This is a genomic window from Thauera mechernichensis (genome assembly GCF_029588855.1).
Lineage (GTDB): Bacteria > Pseudomonadota > Gammaproteobacteria > Burkholderiales > Rhodocyclaceae > Thauera > Thauera mechernichensis.
The window spans coordinates 56,632-75,608 of record NZ_JARQZE010000003.1; the positions used below are offsets into that span (position 1 = coordinate 56,632).

The 18,977-nt window shown below is 66.5% G+C and carries 14 protein-coding genes; all 14 read right to left on the reverse strand.

Features of this window, described 5'->3' with window-relative positions:
• Positions 1-8: 8 nt before the first annotated feature.
• A complete protein-coding gene (gene nqrE, locus P7F68_RS05290) occupies positions 9-617 on the reverse strand; it encodes an NADH:ubiquinone reductase (Na(+)-transporting) subunit E (RefSeq protein ID WP_002925764.1) in 609 nt (202 codons plus the stop codon).
• Complete coding sequence (locus P7F68_RS05295) at positions 617-1,282, reverse strand: NADH:ubiquinone reductase (Na(+)-transporting) subunit D (protein ID WP_002943121.1); 666 nt, start codon at positions 1,280-1,282, stop codon at positions 617-619. Before P7F68_RS05295 ends, nqrE begins: the two co-directional genes overlap by 1 nt.
• A gap of 2 nt (positions 1,283-1,284) precedes the next feature.
• Positions 1,285-2,073 carry a Na(+)-translocating NADH-quinone reductase subunit C gene (locus P7F68_RS05300; protein ID WP_002925760.1) on the reverse strand — a complete coding sequence of 263 codons (789 nt, stop codon included), beginning with the start codon at positions 2,071-2,073 and terminating at the stop codon, positions 1,285-1,287.
• Positions 2,063-3,277 (reverse strand): NADH:ubiquinone reductase (Na(+)-transporting) subunit B, encoded by a 1,215-nt coding sequence (locus P7F68_RS05305; protein WP_002925759.1) that lies wholly within the window; start codon positions 3,275-3,277, stop codon positions 2,063-2,065. Before P7F68_RS05305 ends, P7F68_RS05300 begins: the two co-directional genes overlap by 11 nt.
• Before the next feature lie 2 nt (positions 3,278-3,279).
• Complete coding sequence (locus tag P7F68_RS05310) at positions 3,280-4,632, reverse strand: Na(+)-translocating NADH-quinone reductase subunit A (protein WP_002943124.1); 1,353 nt, start codon at positions 4,630-4,632, stop codon at positions 3,280-3,282.
• A gap of 207 nt (positions 4,633-4,839) precedes the next feature.
• Positions 4,840-6,039 (reverse strand): acetyl-CoA C-acyltransferase, encoded by a 1,200-nt coding sequence (locus P7F68_RS05315; RefSeq protein ID WP_002925752.1) that lies wholly within the window; start codon positions 6,037-6,039, stop codon positions 4,840-4,842.
• A gap of 14 nt (positions 6,040-6,053) precedes the next feature.
• Positions 6,054-8,435 carry a 3-hydroxyacyl-CoA dehydrogenase/enoyl-CoA hydratase family protein gene (locus tag P7F68_RS05320; protein WP_277831320.1) on the reverse strand — a complete coding sequence of 794 codons (2,382 nt, stop codon included), beginning with the start codon at positions 8,433-8,435 and terminating at the stop codon, positions 6,054-6,056.
• An 85-nt stretch (positions 8,436-8,520) separates the two neighbouring features.
• Positions 8,521-8,928, reverse strand: a complete 408-nt coding sequence (locus P7F68_RS05325; protein ID WP_002943131.1) for an acyl-CoA thioesterase — start codon at positions 8,926-8,928, stop codon at positions 8,521-8,523.
• A gap of 17 nt (positions 8,929-8,945) precedes the next feature.
• Complete coding sequence (locus P7F68_RS05330) at positions 8,946-10,952, reverse strand: 3-hydroxyacyl-CoA dehydrogenase NAD-binding domain-containing protein (protein ID WP_002943134.1); 2,007 nt, start codon at positions 10,950-10,952, stop codon at positions 8,946-8,948.
• Entirely contained in the window at positions 10,952-12,232 is a 1,281-nt protein-coding gene (locus P7F68_RS05335) for an acetyl-CoA C-acetyltransferase (protein WP_002943147.1), read from the reverse strand. Before P7F68_RS05335 ends, P7F68_RS05330 begins: the two co-directional genes overlap by 1 nt.
• Complete coding sequence (locus P7F68_RS05340; RefSeq protein ID WP_002925745.1) at positions 12,229-14,715, reverse strand: acyl-CoA dehydrogenase; 2,487 nt, start codon at positions 14,713-14,715, stop codon at positions 12,229-12,231. The genes P7F68_RS05335 and P7F68_RS05340 overlap by 4 nt, the downstream gene beginning before the upstream one ends.
• Before the next feature lie 60 nt (positions 14,716-14,775).
• Positions 14,776-15,474, reverse strand: coding sequence for a TetR/AcrR family transcriptional regulator (locus P7F68_RS05345; RefSeq protein WP_002943150.1), 699 nt, complete (start codon positions 15,472-15,474; stop codon positions 14,776-14,778).
• A 107-nt stretch (positions 15,475-15,581) separates the two neighbouring features.
• Positions 15,582-17,921, reverse strand: a complete 2,340-nt coding sequence (locus tag P7F68_RS05350; protein ID WP_002943151.1) for an efflux RND transporter permease subunit — start codon at positions 17,919-17,921, stop codon at positions 15,582-15,584.
• Positions 17,921-18,898: a WD40/YVTN/BNR-like repeat-containing protein gene (locus P7F68_RS05355; protein ID WP_277831328.1), complete on the reverse strand. Its 978-nt coding sequence runs from the start codon at positions 18,896-18,898 to the stop codon at positions 17,921-17,923. The genes P7F68_RS05350 and P7F68_RS05355 overlap by 1 nt, the downstream gene beginning before the upstream one ends.
• Positions 18,899-18,977: the final 79 nt, after the last annotated feature.

Genomic DNA, 18,977 nt, shown 5'->3' on the forward strand with positions numbered 1-18,977 from the left:
TTGCCTCCTTACAGCTGCACGCCCGAGAAGGACATGAAGCCCAGGGACATCAGACCGATGGTGATGAAGGTGATGCCCAGGCCCTGCAGGCCATCCGGCACGTCGCTGTACTTCAGCTTCTCGCGGATGGCTGCCAGCAGCGCGATCGCCAGGCCCCAGGAGAAGCCCGAGCCCAGCCCGTACACCACCGACTCGCTGAAGTTGTAGTCGCGCTCGACCATGAACAGCACCCCGCCCATGATCGCGCAGTTGACCGTGATCAGCGGCAGGAACACGCCCAGCGCGTTGTAGAGGCTGGGCACGAACTTGTCGAGCAGCATCTCCAGGATCTGCACCGTCGCCGCGATGATGCCGATGAAGGACAGCAGGCCGATGAAGGACAGGTCCACATCCGGCATGCCAGCCCAGGCCAGCGCGCCGTCGGCGAGGAAGGTGTGATAGACGAGGTTGTTGAGCGGCACGGTGATGGTCTGCACCACGACCACTGCGACACCCAGACCGATCGCGGTCTCGACCTTCTTGGAGATGGCGATGAAGGTGCACATCCCCAGGAAGAAGGCGAGCGCCATGTTCTCGATGAACACGGCACGAACAAAGAGGCTCAGGTAGTGTTCCATCAGAAGGCCTCCTTGCGCACCTGGTGTGCCATCTTGAACTGGTTGTGCTCGACCTGGTCACGCTTCCACTCGCGCAGCCCCCAGATCAGGAAGCCGATCAGGAAGAAGGCCGAAGGCGGCAGCAGCAGCAGGCCATTGGGCTGATACCACCCGCCCTCGGTCACCGGCTGCAGGATGGTGACACCGAACAGCTTGCCTGCACCGAACAGTTCGCGCACGAAACCCACCGCGATCAGCACCATGCTGTAGCCCAGGCCGTTGCCGATACCGTCGAGGAAGGACAGCATCGGCGGGTTCTGCATCGCGAAACCCTCGGCACGTCCCATCACGATACAGTTGGTGATGATCAGGCCGACGAACACCGACAGCTGCTTGGACAGGCTGTAGGCAAAGGCCTTCAGCGTCTGGTCCACCACGATCACCAGCGAGGCGATGATCACCACCTGCACGATCATGCGGATCGAGCTCGGGATCTGCGCCCGGATCAGCGACACGAACAGGCTGGAGAAACCGGTCACCAGGGTGAGCGCGATCGACATCACAAGCGCAGTGTTGAGATTGGTCGTCACCGCCAGCGCAGAACAGATGCCCAGCATCTGCAGTGCGATCGGGTTGTTGTTGAAGACCGGATTGAGCAGGACTTCCTTTGGAGTGAGCTTGGCCATGATCACGCCTCCTTCGAACGCAGCTTGGCGAGGAAGGGGCCGAAGCCCTGCTCACCCAGCCAGAAATGGAGCAGGTTGTTGACGCCGTTGCTGGTCAGCGTCGCACCTGCCAGGCCGTCGACCTGATAGGCCGCCATGCTCGCCTGCGGATCGACCGTGCCCTTGACGATCTCGACTGCCAGCTGCCCTTGGTCATCGAACAGACGCTTGCCCGCCCACTGGTTGCGCCAGCGCGGGTTGTCCACCTCGCCACCCAGGCCCGGCGTCTCCGCATGCTGGTGAAAACCAAGGCCGACCACCGTGTTCAGGTCGCCCTTGAGCGCCATGAAACCGTGCAGCGTCGACCACAGGCCATAGCCGCGGATCGGCAGGATCAGGGTCTCGATACCGCCCTGTGCATCCTCGATCATGTAGACCGTCGTGAAGCGCTCGCGACGCTTGATCGAGGCCACGTCCTCCGCCTTGGACAGGCGCACGGACTGCTGCGGGTCCTTGGCAGCCTTGAGCGGGTCGAAAGTAACGGCGTCGAAGTCGTCGGCGAACTCGCCGGTCTCGAGGTTGACCAGGCGTGCCTTGATGGTCTCGCCGAACAGCGCACGCACCTGGGCGGCGGGCAATTCCCGCCCGCCCATGCCAGCGATCGCGGCGATGCTGCGCTGCTTGTCGAGCAGGCGATTCTGGGTCTGCAGCGGCTTGAGCGACACCGCTGCCCCGGCCACGAAGACGGAGCTGACGAGACTGACCGCCAGCGCCACCTTCAGGGTACGGGATGTGGATTCCTTATTGGACATCGCGCGCGAGCCTCCGCTTGATGTTGGCCGCCACCACGAAGTGGTCGATCAGCGGCGCGAAAAGGTTGCCGAACAGGATGGCCAGCATGATGCCTTCCGGGAAGGCCGGGTTCACCACGCGGATGAGCACGGTCATGACGCCGATCAGCGCACCGAAGATCCACTTGCCGGTGTTGGTCATCGATGCCGACACCGGGTCGGTAGCCATGAAGATCATGCCGAAGGCGAAGCCGCCCATCACCAGGTGCCAGTACCAGGGCATCGCGAACATCGGGTTGGTGTCCGAGCCGATAGCGTTGAACAGCAGACTCATCGCCACCATGCCCAGGAAAACGCCGAGCACGATGCGCCAGGCTGCGATCTTCATGATCAGCAGCACCGCGCCACCGAGCAGGATCGCCAGCGTGCTGGTCTCGCCGATCGAGCCATGCACCGTGCCGAGGAAGGCATCCCACCAGGTGATACCACCGGCCATGATCGCCTCCAGGCCACCCGAGGCGCCGAAGGACAGCATGGTTGCGCCGGTGTAGCCATCGACCGCCGTCCATACCGCATCACCCGACATCTGCGCCGGGTAGGCGAAGTACAGGAAGGCACGACCGGTCAGCGCCGGATTGAGGAAGTTCTTGCCCGTACCGCCGAAGACCTCCTTGCCGACGACCACGCCGAAACTGATGCCGAGCGCGACCTGCCAGAGCGGCATGTCGGGCGGACAGATCAGCGCGAACAGCACCGAGGTGACGAAGAAGCCCTCGTTGACCTCGTGCTTGCGGATGGAGGCGAACAGCACCTCCCAGAAGCCGCCGACGATGAAGGTGGTGAGGTAGATCGGCAGGAAGTAGGCCGCGCCATGCAGGAAATTCGCCCACAGGCTGCCAGGGTCGAAGCCGGCAATGCCGCCCAGCAGCGCGAAGCGCCAGCCCTCCTGGGCCGCCATCAGTTCGGCGTTGGCCGCAAGGATGGTGTTGGCCTGGTAGCCGACGTTCCACATGCCGAAGAACATGGCCGGAAAGGTGCACAGCCACACCGTGATCATCATGCGCTTGAGGTCTAGACCGTCGCGCACGTGAGCGGTGGTGCGGGTGACACTGCCGGGCTTGAACAAGCCGGTGTCGATGGCTTCGTACAAGGCGTAGAACTTCTCGTACTTGCCGCCCTTTTCGAAATGATGCTCGATGCTGTCGAGCCAGGAGCGCAGACCCATTCTCAACCCTCCTTCTCGATGCGTGTGAGGTTATCCCGCAGGATGGGACCGTATTCGTACTTGCCCGCGCACACATAGGTGCACAGCGCGAGATCTTCCTCGTCGAGCTCCAGCGCGCCGAGCTTCTGCGCCGTATCGGTGTCGCCGACGATGAGCGCACGCAACAGCTGAGTGGGCAGTACGTCGAGCGGCATCACCTCTTCGTAGTTGCCGACCGGCACCATCGCGCGCGGACTGCCGTTGGTCGACGTCGTGAAGTCGAACAGCTTGCCCGCCGACAGTTTGGATATGTAGAGGTTGAGCACCGAATGCTTCTCCGCACCGGCGCGCAGGTAGTGCAGCATCTCGCGCTGCGTACCTTCCTCCAGGCAGGAGGCCTGCAGGTGATAGCGGCCGAGGTAAGCACAGGCGCCGCGCGAAGTGCGACCACCGAACACCGAGCCGGAAATCACGCGCACCTTCTTGCCGACCTTGACCTCGCCAGCGGTGAGCTCATCCAGGCTGGCGCCCAGGCGCGTACGCACCAGGCGCGGGTTCGAAACCATCGGCCCGCCAAGCGCGATCACACGCTCGGTCCACAGCCGGCCGGTGGCGAACAGCTTGCCGATCGCGATCACGTCCTGGTAGTTGAGGTACCACACGCTCTTGTGCGCACTGACCGGATCGATGAAATGGATGTGCGTGCCCGCCAGCCCCGCAGGGTGCGGACCGTCGAAAGTCTCGCCAGTGATGCCGCCCTGGCCCACGCCAGGCACCTGCGTGCCCTCGGCATGACAGACGACAACGCGGGCGATGCGCGCCAGCACGCGCAGGCCGCGCGCGAAGTCTTCCTTGTACTCGGCGATGACCACGGTGGGGTCGGCCGCGAGCGGGTGGGTGTCGATGGCGGTGACGAAGATCGACCGCGGCTTGGCGTCGATCGCCGGCACCTTGCTGTACGGACGCGTGCGCAGTGCGGTCCACAAACCGGATTCAATCAGGCTTTCGCGCACCTTGGCGTCGTCGAGGGCATCGATCTGCGCATCGCTGTAGCGTGCGAACTCGACGGCGCTGTCGGCAGCGTCCTCGCCCTCCAGGTCGATCACCACCGATTGCAGCACGCGCTGCTCACCGCGATGAATCGCACTGATCGTGCCGGCACCGGGCGCGGTAAACACCACGCCTGGCGTCTTCTTGTCGGAAAAAAGGACCTGCCCCAGCTTCACCCGGTCGCCGACCTGAACCGCCATGGTCGGCTTCATACCGTGGTAGTCGAAGCCGATGACGGCCACGCTGCGCACGGGACGACCGTCCTCGATACGCTGCGCAGGTGCGCCGGTGATGGGCAGGTCCAGACCGCGTTTGATTCTTATCATGCGCCTCTCGCCCAAAGACTCGTGGGAATGGACGAGACCGCCGTCTGGCCGTCACCGGGCCCCTCAGCCCGGCGACGTCGGGCCGGTCCCGCGTCTACAAACGCACGGATTATAAAAGATTGTTACCGCCCGATCACGCCGAACGATCAACAACTTGCTACCAATCCGTAGTTTCCACAACGCGAACCGGCCCGGTCGGAATGGGCATCACACGCGTTCGAACACCCCCGCGGCCCCCATACCCGTGCCAATGCACATGCTGATCATGCCGTAGCGCAACGCCGGATCGCGCTGCATCGCCGACATCAGCGTCGCGGTGCGGATCGCTCCGGTGGCGCCCAGGGGATGACCGAGCGCGATCGCCCCACCGAGCGGATTCACCCTTGCCGGGTCCATATCGAGCTGACGCATCACGGCCAGCGCCTGGGCGGCAAAAGCCTCGTTGAGCTCGGTCCAGGCGATGTCGCCAAGGCTGACACCGGCCAGGGCGAGCGCGCGCGGGATGGCCTCGACGGGGCCGATGCCCATCACCTGGGGGGGCACGCCGGCCACCGCATAACCGGCGAAGCGTGCAATGGGTTTGACGTCGTAGCGCTTGACCGCAGCCTCGCTCATCAGCAGCACGGCCCCAGCGCCGTCCGACATCTGGGAGCTGTTGCCAGCGGTCACCGAGCCACGCGCTGCAAACACCGGACGCAGCTTGGCAAGTCGCTCGAGGCTGGCGTCGGCGCGTGGCCCTTCGTCGTTCTCGAGCACACGCTCGACCATGCGCACCGTACCCGCCTCGCCCGGCACATGCGCACGCACGGCATAGGGCGCGATCTCGTCGGCAAAGTGCCCTGCCGCAATCGCCGCGCACGCGCGCCGGTGCGACTCGACCGCGAAGGCGTCCTGGTCCTCACGGCTCACCTGCCACTGCTGGGCAACCTTCTCCGCGGTCAGACCCATGCCGTAGGCAATGGCGAGATTTTCGTCGCGTGCGAAGATGTCCGGATTGAGGCTGACCTTGTTGCCCATGATCTGCGGCATCGCGCTCATGCTCTCGGTGCCGGCGGCGATCATCACGTCCGCCTCGCCGAGGCGGATGCGGCTGGCAGCGTCGGCCACCGCCTGCAGGCCGGAGGCGCAGAAGCGGTTGATGGTAATCCCCGGCACCGCATCGGGCAGGCCGGCCAGCAGCGCGCCGATGCGCGCCACGTTCATGCCCTGCTCGGCCTCGGGCATCGCGCAGCCGGTGACGACGTCACCGATCTGGCTGGCATCGAGGTTGGGCACCTTGGCCACCAGCGCGCGCAGCACCGTTGCCAGCATGTCGTCGGGGCGCACGTGGCGGAAGGCGCCATTGCGCTTGGCCACCGGCGTACGCACCGCGGCGACGACGTAGGCGTCCTGAATCTGCTTGCTCATTCTCATGTCCTCAATCAGTTACGCAGGGGCTTGCCGGTCTCGAGCATGTGCGCGATGCGCTGCTGGGTCTTCTCGGTCTTGAGCAGCTCGACGAACTGGGCACGCTCGACATCCAGAATCCACTGCTCGCTGACCCGGCTGCCCGAGTCCACCTCGCCGCCGCACAGCGCAGTTGCCGCTGCACGCGCGACACGATAGTCGTGCGCCGAGATGAAACCGCCTTCCGCCATGTTGATCAGCATCATCTCGCAGGTGGCAACGCCGTTGCGCCCTGCCACGGTGACCTGGGGATCGAGCAACGCCGGGCGCCAGGCAGACTCCGCCATCGCCCGCGCACGCCGGATCGCGGCAAACAGGATCTCGTTGGCGTTGAACAGCACGTCGTCGCTGCCGCGGCCGAAGCCCAGCTGTACCGCTTCCAGCGCGCTCTTGGCGACCGTCGCCATGGCGATGGTCTGGAAGGCGTTCTGGATGTAGGGGAACACGTCGCCGCCTGCCGCGCGCTGGGCCATGGCGTGCGCCTGCAAGGCGAATTCCTTGCAGCCGCCGCCCGCCGGAATGAGGCCCACGCCCGCCTCGACCAGGCCGACGTAGCTTTCGAGCGCGAACACACGATGCGCCGCATGCATGACGAACTCGCAGCCACCACCGAGCGCCATGCCCTGCACGGCCGCCACCACCGGCACCTGGGCATGCTTGATCGCCATCGAGGTGCGCTGGAACTTGGCCACCATCTTCTCCAGCAGGTCGAACTCGCCCGCACGGCAGGCCTCGCCGACCTGTTGCAGGTTGGCGCCGACCGCGAACGGCGCCGGCTGCCAGATCACCAGGCCGTCGAGTTCGCACTCTGCGCGCGCGACCGCCTCGAGCAAGCCGTCCATGACCTCGTCGCCGATCGCATGCATCTTCGAGGTGATCGACACGATGCCGATACGCGCATCCTGGTCCGCACGCCGCCACAAGCGCACACCGGCGTTTTCCCACAGCGTTTCGCCGCGGTCGTCGGGCGCCTCGCCGAGCACGCGATCGGGGTAGAGCTGACGCCGGTACACCGGCAGTGCTGCGCGGGCCTTCAGCGAGTTCTCGGCAGCGCTGTAGGAGCCAGCTGGTGCATGCACGCCCTCGCGCTCGAACACCCAGGCCGGCAGCGCCACCGCGGCCATTGCACGGCCATGGGCGATGTCGTCGCGGATCATCTCGGCCACCGCCTGCCAGCCTGCGGCCTGCCAGGTCTCGAACGGCCCCTGCGCCCAACCGAAGCCCCAGCGCATGGCGAGGTCGATGTCACGTGCGTTGTCGGCGATGTCGCCCAGGTGAACCGCGCAGTAGTGGAACACGTCACGGAAGATCGACCACAGGAACTGCGCCTGGGGGTGCGGGTGCGCTGCAAGCTGGGCGAACTTCTCCGCCGGGTTCTTCAGCTTGAGGATCGCCTCGACCTCGGGGAACACCTCACCGCCGCTGTCGCGATAGTCCTGCAGCTGCAGGTCGAGCACCTGGATCTGCTTGCCCTGCTTGCGGTAGATACCGCACTTGGTCTTCTGCCCGAGCGCGCCGCGGGCGATCAGCGCCTGCAGCCAATCGGGCGTGCGGAAGTGCGCGCTCCACGGGTCATCGGGCAGTGTCGCCTGCATGGTGCCCACGACATGAGCCAGCGTGTCCAGCCCAACGACGTCGCCGGTGCGGAAGGTGGCGCTCTTGGGACGACCGATGCGCGGCCCGGTGAGCAGGTCGACCTCGTCGAAGGCCAGGCCGAGGCGCTGCGTATGGTGCAGGACCGCGAGGATGGAGAACACACCGACGCGGTTGGCGACGAAGTTGGGCGTGTCCTTGGCGCGCACGATGCTCTTGCCCAGGCGGGTGGTGAGCCAGCCCTCCAGGCCGTCCACCAGCGCCGGTTCGGTGGCTGCCGTCGGGATGAGCTCCACCAGCGGCATGTAGCGCGGGGGGTTGAAGAAGTGGATGCCGCAGAACTGGCTGCGGCGCTCTGCCGGCATGCCCGCCGCCAGCGCCTCGATCGACAGGCCCGAGGTGTTCGAGGCGAAGATCGCCCCAGCCTTAAGATGCGGCGCCACCTTGGCGTACAGATCCAGCTTCCACTCCATCTTCTCGGCGATGGCCTCGATGACGAGGTCGCACTCGCCAAGCCGTGCAAGGTCGCTGCCGTAGTTGGCGGCCTCGACATGACGGACCCGGTCCTTGGCCGCGAACGGCGCCGGATCAAGCTTCTTCATGCCAGCGACCGCTTTGGCGACCACCCCATTGGCGTCACCTTCCTTCGCCGGCAGATCGAACAGGATCACCGGCACATCGGCGTTGGCGCAGTGGGCAGCGATCTGCGCCCCCATCACACCGGCGCCGAGCACGGCGACCTTGCGAATAATCAGTCTGCTCACTTCCACCTCCCTGAAGAGTCCATTCAATGCATCGGACCGGCCGCACGCGTGTCGCGCGACCAGCAAAACGGGGCCCCGCAGCCGCTCACTCGGGCGGGATCGGGCGCTTGCGGCCACGGTCATCGAGCGCGACATAGGTCAGACGCGCCTCGGTAACCTTCACCACTACCGGATTCTCCGGGTCGCGCTCGGCGTAAACCTCCACATCCACCGTCACCGAGCTCACGCCGACCGACACGATCTCGGCGTAGAAGCTGACCAGGTCGCCCACCGAAACCGGCTGCTTGAACGTGAATGAGTTCACCGCCACCGTGGCCACCCGGCTGCGTGCGCGCCGACGCGCGGGGATCGCGCCGGCGATGTCCACCATGGACATGATCCAACCGCCGAACACGTCACCGGCGGGATTGAGGTCTGCCGGCATCGGCATCACACGCAGCGCGGGCTGCTTGTGTTCGGGCAGCGCGCAAGGTGCGTTCGTGGTCTGTGACATCAGTCTTTCCTCCGTGGTCAGCCAGGCAAGGCCGACGCTTTCCCGCGCATGGCGAGCAGGTTGAGCGGGCCGCCGGTGTGAGGAGCGAAACCCGTCCCGAAGATGACACCCGCGTCGGCGAGATCCGTATCGCCCACCACCCCCTCGCGCACGCAGCGCTCGGTCGCCGCGAGCAGGGGTGCGAGCACGCGCTCGGCCAGGCCAGCAGGCACCGCAGGCGCGGGCGCGCCAGCGCGCTTGCCGCCCTCGGCAGCCGCCTTGACGACCTTGCCATCCTGCCAGCGGTAGTAGCCCTCGCCCGACTTGCGTCCAAGCTTGCCCGCAGCAACCAGCTTCAGCAGGCGCGCGGGTGGCTCCGCCCCGCTGCCGGCGAGCGCCTTGCCGGCAGCAACCGCTATATCCAGGCCGACGGTATCAACCAGCTCGACCGGCCCCATCGGCATGCCGAAGGCCGTGAGCGCGGCGTCCACCGCCTCGGGCGCAATGCCCTCCTCGACGCAGCGCAGGGCCTCAAGCATGTAAGGCCCGAGCACCGCATTGACGAGGAAGCCCGGCGCGCTCTTCACGGGCAGCGGCAGCTTGTCGATGCGGCGCACGAAACCGGTCGCACGGCGCAGCACCTCGGCCGAGGTGGCCTCACCTTCCACGACCTCGACCAGCGGCAGCATCGGCACCGGGTTGAAAAAGTGGATGCCGACCAGTCGCGACGGGTCCTGCAACGCACTGGCGATATCCTCCAGACGCAGGCTGGAGGTGTTGGTCGCGAGAACGGCCTCGGGCCGGGCGCGGCGTTCGAGCTCGGCGAACAGGCTGCGCTTGACCGCCAGATCCTCGAAGATGGCCTCGATGATGACGTCGGCGCGCGCCGCGCCATGGCCTTCGGGGTCGGCAATCAGGCGGTCCAGGGTGAAGCGCACCTGGCGTGCATCGCCCTTGTGGCGGCGCTCGAAGAGTCTGGCCGCACGCTGGATGGCCGGTGCGATGCGCTCGACGGACTGATCCTGCAGCGTAACCTTCATGCCGCGCAGCGCACACACCGCAGCGATGTCTCCGCCCATCACGCCTGCGCCGACGACATGCACATGGCGGGGCGCGAAGTCGCTCTCCTTGCCGAAGGCCTTCAGGCGCTCCTGCAGGAAGAACACCCGCACCAGGTTCTTGGCGGTGGGCGAATCGAAAATGGCCTCGAGCGAAGCAGGATCGCCCGCAGGCACGGCGAGTGCGTTGCCGCCATGCTTTTCCCAGATGTCGACGATGGCGAAGGGCGCCGGGTAGTGCTCGCGGCTGACCTTGGCTGCCGCCTGCTTGCGCGCCTTGTCGGCCACGACACGACGCAGCGGACCGTTCATCGCCAGGCGCAGCAAGCGCTCCTGCAGCGGCGGCCGGCGCGCCGGGGCCGCCGCCAGTGCCATGATGCGGGCCGCAGATTCCATCACCCGCGCCGGCACGCAGTCGTCGGCCAGCCCGATGCGCTTGGCCTTCCTCGCATCCACCGCCTTGCCGGTGAGCATGAGATCGAGCGCCGTCGCCGGCCCTACCGCCTGCGGCAGACGCAGCATGCCGCCCCAGGCCGGGACAATGCCGAGCATGACCTCGGGCAGGGCGAGCCGCGTGCCGGGCTCATCGACCACCAGCCGGTAACGGCAGGCCAGCGCGAGCTCGAGCCCGCCGCCCATGCAATGCCCGCGGATGAGCGCGAGCGTGGGGTAGCGCACCGCAGCCAGGCGGTTGAACAAGCCCCAGCCGCGCTCGACCAGCGCACGCGCGGCGGCCGGCGAGGCAATGCGGGAAAACTCCTCGATGTCGGCGCCGGCGATGAAGCCCGCAGGCTTGGCCGATGCGATCACGAGCGCCTTGGGCGGCGCCGCATCGAGGGCATCGAGCACGCGGCCGAACTCGGTCATCACCTCGGCCGACAGCACATTGGTACTCGCGTCCGCCTTGTCCAGCTCGAGCCAGGCCAGCCCGCCGTCTTCCCGGCGCAGACGCCAGTGTTTCCAGTCGTGTTGCATGTTCTCGCTCATCAAACCGTCTCCACCAGCATGGCGCCGCCCTGGCCGCCGCCGATGCAGATCGACGCCAGCCCACGCCCGCCGCCCTTGCGGCGCAGCACATGGAGCAGATGCAGGACGATGCGCGCACCGCTCGCGCCCACCGGATGTCCGAGTGCCACCGCGCCACCATCGAGGTTGAGGTGTCCGGCATCAGGGGCGCCGGGCGCGTCGACACCGAAGTGCTCGCGGCAGTAGGCGTCGTCGGCGAGCGCACGCAGGCAGGCGATGACCTGGGCGGCAAAGGCCTCGTTGATCTCCCAGGCATCCAGCGCCTGCGGCGCCAGGCCGTGACGCTGCAGGATCGGCATCGCCGCATGCACCGGCCCCAGGCCCATCTGGTCGGGCGCGAGGCCGGCCCACTGGCTATCAACGATGCGCCCGATCGGCTGCAGGCCATGGCGCGTCACCGCCTCCTCGGAGGCCAGCACCAGCCAGGCAGCACCATCGGTGATCTGGGAGCTGTTGCCCGGCGTCACGCGGCCGTATTTCTTGTCGAAGAAGGGCTTGAGGCGGGCGAGGTTGTCCATCGACGAATCGCGCCGCACGCCGTCGTCGGCCGAGTACACGGTGCCGTCGCGATCGATCAGCGGCACGATCTCGGCGCGCAGGTGGCCGGCATCCTGCGCCGCACACACGCGGCGGTGGCTTTCGACCGCGAAAGCATCCATGTCGGCGCGGGTGATGCCGAATTTCCAGGCCAGGTTCTCGGCCGTCTGACCCATCAGCTGGCCCACGATCGGGTCGGTGAGCCCCTTCATGATGCCGATCACCGGCGCGAGATATCCCAGGCGCAGCGCCTTCAGCGCGGCAAGCTTCTGGCCCACGCTGCGGGCGGCATACCAGCCCGCCAGCCAGCGCACCATCTTGTCCGAGAACAGCAGCGGCGCATGCGAGAGCGCATCGACACCACCGGCAAGAACGAGCTCGCTGCGGCCGCTGCGGATGTTGGTGAGCGCGGAATCGAGCGCCTGCATGCCCGAGGCGCAGTTGCGCATCACCGTCCAGCCTGGCACTGCGTTGCCGCAGCCCATGCGCAGCGCAACCACGCGGCCGATGTTGACCTCATCGGCCGACGGGCTGGCGCAGCCCAGGATGACCTCGTCAAGTTGGTCGGGCGCGAAGGGCTGGCGCACCAGCAGCGCACTGCCCGCCGCGGTGGCGAGGTCGGCGGCGGTGAAGGGGCCGGGTGCGTTCTTCGCCTTCAGGAAAGGCGTACGCGCACCATCGACGACATAGACCGTCCGGCTCATGCAGCCACCTTCAACGCAGGCGCCGAGCGCGGCGCCTCCTCGAGCGCGGCGCGCAGGCCGAAGTCATAAGGGAAGTCATCGACGCGGATCACCTTGTTGCGCAGCATGTTGCGGCGCTCGACGAGGCGGAACTCCTCATCGCTGATCACGCCGGCTTCGCGTGCGCGGCGCCACACCTCGTCGACATCGCCGCCAGTCATCAACCCGGGGGCGAAGCGGCCGTCGCGCTGCAGTTGCCTGAGCTTGGCCTCGACCGGCTCGGCGGCGATCGTCGCCGCGAGCGCGGCCTCGAGCGCGCCCACCGGCTCCTCGATGTCCTCCGGCAGGTAGACGTCCGCGGTGAGACGGTCGCGGGTGGCCGAAGGCTCGATGAGCAGCGCGGCAACCTGGTGGCCGAGCTTGTCCGAAGGCACGACATAGGGACGACCAAGCGGGAACACGACCAAGCGACGCAGCAGGAAGGCGAAGAGCTTGTTCGGGAAATTGGCGATCACGCCTTCGAAGGCGAGCTGGATGCGGAACATGCAGTCCCAGATCGCCCAGTGCATCAGCGGTGCATCCGCCGCCTGTCGGCCCTCGGCCTCGTAACGCTTGAGGGTCGCCGTGGCCAGGTACATCAGCGACAGGATGTCGCCCAGGCGCGCCGACAGCTTCTCCTTGCGCTTGAGCGCACCGCCCAGGGTGCCCATGGAGATGTCCGAGATGAAGGCGAAGGCGGCCGAGAAGCGGGTCAGCTGCTGGTAGTAGCGCCGCGTCTCGGGCGCCACGTCCGCCGGCACCTTGACGAAGTGCGAGCCGGTCAGCCCCATCGCCACCGCACGCGCGGCATTGGACACCGTGAAGCCGACGTGGCCCCACAGCGCCTTGTCGAAAGCCTCGAGGTCGTTCTTCTGCGCCGAGTGCATCTCGTCGAGCACGTAGGGGTGGCAGCGGATCGCGCCCTGGCCGAACAGGATCAGGCTGCGGGTGAGGATGTTCGCACCCTCGACCGTGATGCCGACCGGAATCTGCTGGTAGGCGCGACCGAGGAAGTTCTGCGGCCCCAGGCAGATGCCCTTGCCGCCAATGACGTCCATGCCGTCATTGACGACCTGGCGTGCACGTTCGGTAACGTGGTACTTGACGATCGCCGACACCACCGAGGGCTTCTCGCCGAGATCGATCGCACCGGCCGTCATCACCCGCGCGGCATCGCACAGGTAGGTGTTGGCACCGATCCGGGTCAGCGCCTCCTCGACGCCTTCGAAGCGGCCGATCGCGGTCTTGAACTGGTAACGCACACGGGCATAGGCGCCGACAGCGCGCGCAGTGAGCTTCTGCATGCCGGTGTTGGAACCGGGCAGCGAGATGCTGCGCCCGGCCGCCAGGCACTCCATGAGCATGCGCCAGCCCTGCCCCGCCATGCGCGGGCCGCCGATGATGAAGTCGAGCGGCATGAACACGTCCTTGCCGCGCACCGGCCCGTTCATCCACACCGCGTTGAGCGGGAAGTGGCGGTTGCCGATGTCCACCCCCGGGTGGTCGTGCGGCACCAGCGCGCAGGTAATGCCCAGATCCTCGTCGCCCCCCAGCAGGCGCTCGGGGTCATAGAGGCGGAAAGCGAGGCCGAACACGGTGCATACCGGCGCGAGCGTGATGTAGCGCTTGTCGAAGGAGACGCGCATGCCCAGCACCTCTTCGCCGTTCCATTCGCCCTTGCACACCACGCCCGCATCGGGGATGGAGGCTGCGTCCGAGCCCGCCCACGGGCTAGTGAGCGCAAAGGCGGGGATCTCGCGGCCGCTGGCCAGGCCGGGCAGGTAGTGCTGCTTCTGCTCCGGCGTGCCGTAGTGCAGCAGCAGCTCCGCCGGACCGAGCGAATTGGGCACCATCACCGTCACCGCCGGTGCCGAAGATCGCGTCGACAGCTTGGTGATGACCTGCGAGTGAGCGTAGGCCGAGAAGCCCTTGCCGCCATATTCCCTGGGGATGATCATGCCCAGGAAGCCTTTGTCCTTGATGTACTGCCAGACCTCGGCGGGCATGTCCTGCTGCTGGGTGCACGCCCAGTCGTTGGTGAGGCGGCACAGCGCCTCGGTCTCGTTGTCGAGGAAGGCCTGCTCCTCGGCGCTTAGCTTTGGCCAGGGGTAGGCACCGAGCTTGTTCCAGTCCGGGCGGCCGGCGAAGAGCTCGCCTTCCCACCACACCGTACCGGCCTCGAGCGCGTCGCGCTCGGTCTGTGACATCGCGGGCAGGGCCCCGCGGAAGGCCTTCAGGATCGGTGCGGTCACGCGCTGGCGCCGCAGGCCATCATGCATGAACACCCCCAGCACGGCAGCCAGCACCGCCATCGCGAGCAGGGTCCAGCCCACTGCCCAACCGGCCGCCCAGCCCATCGCCGCAAGCCAGGCCAGCCCTGCCCAGAGCCAGGCAAAAAGTGGCGCTCGCCCGTAGGCGAGCGCACCTGCCAAGGGAGGGAGGGAAAGCAGTAGCAACCAGGTCATCTCTGTCTCCAGAACAACATCAATCAGGTGTTGCAGCCGCGCCGAGACGCAGCTGCAGATTCATTCGGCATCCCGCGCCGCAGACTCCGCGCCAGTGACGAAGTCGGGGAGCGGTGCGCGCAAGCCGCCAAGCAGGAAGGACATCAGGCGCGGCAGCATGTGCGCGGGGTCCTCGTCGTCGAAGCGCCCGGCAAACAGCTGCAGGGCGTCGGTCCCGGCAATCGCGTACGAGGTCGCCCCCATCATGAAATGGAAGCGCCACAGGATTTCCTCGCGCGGCACGCCGGGCAGCGAGTCGTACAGCGCCTGCAGGAATCGCTGCAGGGTCTGCGCATACTCCTCGGCCAGGAACTTGCGCACGAAAGCGTTCGGCTCGGTATAGGTCCGACCGAGCAATTGCATGAAGGTGCGGCCGCCATGCACGGTATCGGTCGCCATCTCCAGCGAAGGGGTGAAGAAGGCCTCCAGCACCTGGCTCGGCTTGATCTGTGCCCCGTTCGCTCGCGCGCGCTGCTCGGCACGCTCGAGGGCAGCGAGGCGGGACTGGTTGAGCTCGCCGAGGCGGCGCCTGAAAACCTCGTGGATCAGGCTGTCCTTGGAGCCGAAGTGGTAGTTGACCGCGGCCAGGTTGACCCCCGCCTCAGTGGTGATCATGCGCATCGAGGTGGCATCCAGACCATGCTCGACAAACAGCGCCTCGGCCGCATCAAGGATGCGACCGCGTGTCTCGGGGCCCGACCGCGCTGAAGGACTGCTCATCATCATTCTCCTGAACGAGCACTGGATGGATCGAAGTTAACTCATTCAAACGTTCGTTTGAATTCTACGGCGATTACCGCCCGTGTCAAGAATATTGATGGATCGATTCAGGAAATCTTCTTTTCCTGTGCGGGCCCTGCCTTGAGCAGCAGGGCCGCAAGCGCCGGCAGCAGGAGCAGCGCACCGAGCATGTTCACGATGAACATGAACGCCATCAGCAACCCCATGTCGGCCTGGAACTTGAGCGCGGAAAAGACCCAGGTGCCCACGCCTACGCTCATCGTGGTGGCGGTGAACATCACCGCGGTGCCACGCTGGCAGAGTGCCTGATAGAAGGCGTCCGGCAACGCATCGCCTTTGCGGAAGCGGTCGGACATGCGTTCGTAGAAGTAGATCCCGTAGTCGACGCCAATACCGACCGCAATCGCGACGACAGGCAAGGTGGACACCTTCAGGCCGATGCCCAGCAGCGCCATCAGCGCATTGCAGAACACCGCGGCGATCATCAGCGGCAGGATGATGCAGAGTGTTGCGCGCCAGGAGCGGAACTCGAGGAAGAACAGTACGCTGATCACCCCGAACACCAGCACCAGGATGGTTACCGAGGCGGCATCGACGGCCTCGTTGGTCGCCGCCATCACGCCGACGTTACCGGAGGCGAGCAGAAAGTCGAGATGCTCGCTGCGGTTGGCATCGCGGAAGGCCTTGACCTCGCGGATGACGTGCGAAATCGTCGCCCCCTCGTGATCGCGGGTGAAGATGAGCACCTGCATCGCGCTGCAATCGGTGTTGAGCAGGCCGGTGCTGGTATCAACCGGGGTGACCGACTGCGCCAGTACCGTGGGGTTTCGCGACAGCACTCGCCAGGCCGGGTTACCCTCGTTCCAGCCGGCGTTGACCGTCTTCGCCACGCCGGGCAGGCCAACCACGCTCTGCACCCCGTGCACACCGCGCATGGTGGTCTCGAAGCGGTCGATCGTGTCCATGATGTCGAAGTTGGTGCAGGCACCATCGACGCCCCTGGACTGCACGATGACCGACAGCACATCGACGCCGATCGAGAACGACTCGACGATCGCGGCTGCATCCTGGTTGTAGCGCGCATCCTCGTGCAGCTCAGGAATGCCGTGGCCAAGATCGCCGGTGCGCAGATCACGCGACAACCACGTCGCGATGCCCAGCAGCAGCGCAGTGACCATCAGCACCACCGTCGCGCGCCGGGGTTCGGCCAGCGTGCGCAGGCGCGACCACAGCCAGTGGTCCTTCGACTCTGCGCCCATTGTGCGTCGCATCTCCGCCGCGTCGAGCCGCGTCCATGACAGCAGCAGCGGCAACAGCAACATGTTGGTGAGCAGGATCAGGGCGACACCGAGGCCGGCGGTGAGCGCGAGCTCGCGCACCATGTCGATCTCGATGCGCATGATCACCAGAAAACCGACCACCGTCGTGGTAAGCGCCATCGACCCGGGCAGGAACAGCCGCCTGAAAGCGTTCTGCGCGCCCGTCAGCGGTCCCGCCCCCTCCATGATCTCCAGACGCCAGGCGTGAGTCATCTGCACCGCGTGACTGACGCCGATGGCAAAGATCAGGAAGGGCACCAGGATCGACATCGGATCGATGCCGAAGCCGATGAGCGGCAGCAGACCCATCAGCCACACCACCGGCACCATCGCGCACAACAGCGTGAGCGCGGCCAGCTTTGCCGACCCGGAGTAGAAATACAGCAGCACCGCGGTGATCAGGAACGCCACCACGAAGAACATCAGCACGCCGCGTGCACCGTCGGTAATGTCGCCCACGGCCTTCGCGAAGCCGATGATGTGCACGTCCAGGCCATCGCCGGCATGACGCGTGCGCAGATCTTCAAGCTGCTTCGCCACCGCCAGGTAGTCCAGGCGGGCGCCGGTGTTGGGGTCGATCTCGAGCAGCTCTGCACTGATCATCGCCGCGCGATGGTCGTTCGACACCAGTCGCCCCACCCGCCCCGACTTGAGCACGTTCTCGCGCACGGTCTCGAGGTCTTCCGGCGTGCCCTCGAAGTCGGCCGGGATGACGTTGCCGCCGGCGAAGCCAGCCTCGACCACCTCGATGAAGCGCACATTGGGGGTGAACAGCGAGGTCACCGTGGCGCGATCCACCCCCGGAATGAAGAAGACCTCGTCCGTGGCGGCCTTCAGCTTGCTCATGAAGGCCTCGTTGTAGATGTCACCCTCATGCTGGCGCAGGGCGACGAGCACGCGATTGGCCCCACCGAAGGTGTTGCGGTAGGCCATGAAGGTCTGCATGTACTCGTGTTCGAGCGGGATCATCTTCTCGAAGCCCGCATCGACCTGCAGGCGCGAGGCCGAGGCGCCGAGCAGCAGCGTGATCACCACGAACAGCCCGAGGAAGACGCGCCGGCGGCGGAACAGCAGCAGGCCGAGAAACTCCACAAAGGCCTTCAGCATCAGGAACGTCCTCCCGCAGCGGGCACCAGCGACAGGCGCTCCACCCCCTCCTCACCCACCAGCAGCAGCGCATCCGGCTGTTCGCCCTGGGCAACCGCCGCGCGCGTGCGGCGGTCATCGTTGTCGACTCGCACGAAACTGTGCGCACCATCCTCGCTGATCAGCACGACGCCCGCCTGGCCCGCCAGTACCACACGCCCATCAGCGAGCACACGGCCACCGAAGAGCGAACTGGGAACACCCGGACCGACCTCCTGCCAGCTGTCGCCGCCATCATCCGAGCGGAACACATGGCCACGCATGCCGAACACCAGCGCCCCGCCGTCGGCCAAGGCCAGCGCACCAAAGAACGAACCTGCGTAAGGCGACTCGAGCGCTTCCCAGGAGTCGCCGTCGTCCCGCGAGCGCAGCAGCAGGCCGGCTTCCCCGGCGATCAGCAGGTCCCCGCCAGCCAGGCGGACCACCGCGTTCAGGTGAAGTCCGTCCTCATTGGCCTCGACCTCCTGACGCGCCCAGCTCGCTCCGCCGTCGGCCGTACGCTCCAGGCGCCCATAGGCGCCAACCGCAATCCCTTGGCCATCGGCATCGAACCAGGCGCCCAGCAGCGGCTCCTCGGCTTCGGGGTCGGACTGCACCTTAACCCAATGCTCGCCGCCATCCTCGCTGCGCACGATCACCGCGTCGTGACCCACAGCGACAACGCGCTGCGCATCCACAAAGCGCACCGCGACCAGCGTGGCACCCGCCGGCGATGCCACTGCGCGCCAGGCACCGCCATGGTCATCGGACACGAAGATGCGGCCGCGCTCGCCGACCGCGATCAGGCGACCGTCATCGCGCACGGCAAGGTCGAGCATCTGCAGGTGGTCGATACGCGTCTGCGTCGCCGGCATCGGCGGATCGCTGCGTTCGGAGAACGCAAACGCCACCGCTGCCAGTACGACGACGACGAAGAGGTTGCCGATCGCGCGTTTCATGGAACCCTGGGGAAAGGAGGAAAATGCGGGTATTGGCTCGGCCTCGCGCCCCGGAGGCGCAAGGCCGAGCCCTCATCTA

Bases quoted from the DNA above. Each gene is read 5' to 3' on its own strand.
- P7F68_RS05310 (WP_002943124.1), bottom strand. From the start codon at position 4,632: ATGATAAGAATCAAACGCGGTCTGGACCTGCCCATCACCGGCGCACCT.
- P7F68_RS05345 (WP_002943150.1), bottom strand. From the start codon at position 15,474: ATGAGCAGTCCTTCAGCGCGGTCGGGCCCCGAGACACGCGGTCGCATC.
- P7F68_RS05355 (WP_277831328.1), bottom strand. From the start codon at position 18,898: ATGAAACGCGCGATCGGCAACCTCTTCGTCGTCGTCGTACTGGCAGCG.
- P7F68_RS05330 (WP_002943134.1), bottom strand. From the start codon at position 10,952: ATGAGCGAGAACATGCAACACGACTGGAAACACTGGCGTCTGCGCCGG.
- P7F68_RS05335 (WP_002943147.1), bottom strand. From the start codon at position 12,232: ATGAGCCGGACGGTCTATGTCGTCGATGGTGCGCGTACGCCTTTCCTG.
- P7F68_RS05350 (WP_002943151.1), bottom strand. From the start codon at position 17,921: ATGCTGAAGGCCTTTGTGGAGTTTCTCGGCCTGCTGCTGTTCCGCCGC.
- P7F68_RS05300 (WP_002925760.1), bottom strand. From the start codon at position 2,073: ATGTCCAATAAGGAATCCACATCCCGTACCCTGAAGGTGGCGCTGGCG.
- P7F68_RS05305 (WP_002925759.1), bottom strand. From the start codon at position 3,277: ATGGGTCTGCGCTCCTGGCTCGACAGCATCGAGCATCATTTCGAAAAG.
- nqrE (WP_002925764.1), bottom strand. From the start codon at position 617: ATGGAACACTACCTGAGCCTCTTTGTTCGTGCCGTGTTCATCGAGAAC.
- P7F68_RS05295 (WP_002943121.1), bottom strand. From the start codon at position 1,282: ATGGCCAAGCTCACTCCAAAGGAAGTCCTGCTCAATCCGGTCTTCAAC.
- P7F68_RS05340 (WP_002925745.1), bottom strand. From the start codon at position 14,715: ATGACCTGGTTGCTACTGCTTTCCCTCCCTCCCTTGGCAGGTGCGCTC.
- P7F68_RS05325 (WP_002943131.1), bottom strand. From the start codon at position 8,928: ATGTCACAGACCACGAACGCACCTTGCGCGCTGCCCGAACACAAGCAG.
- P7F68_RS05315 (WP_002925752.1), bottom strand. From the start codon at position 6,039: ATGAGCAAGCAGATTCAGGACGCCTACGTCGTCGCCGCGGTGCGTACG.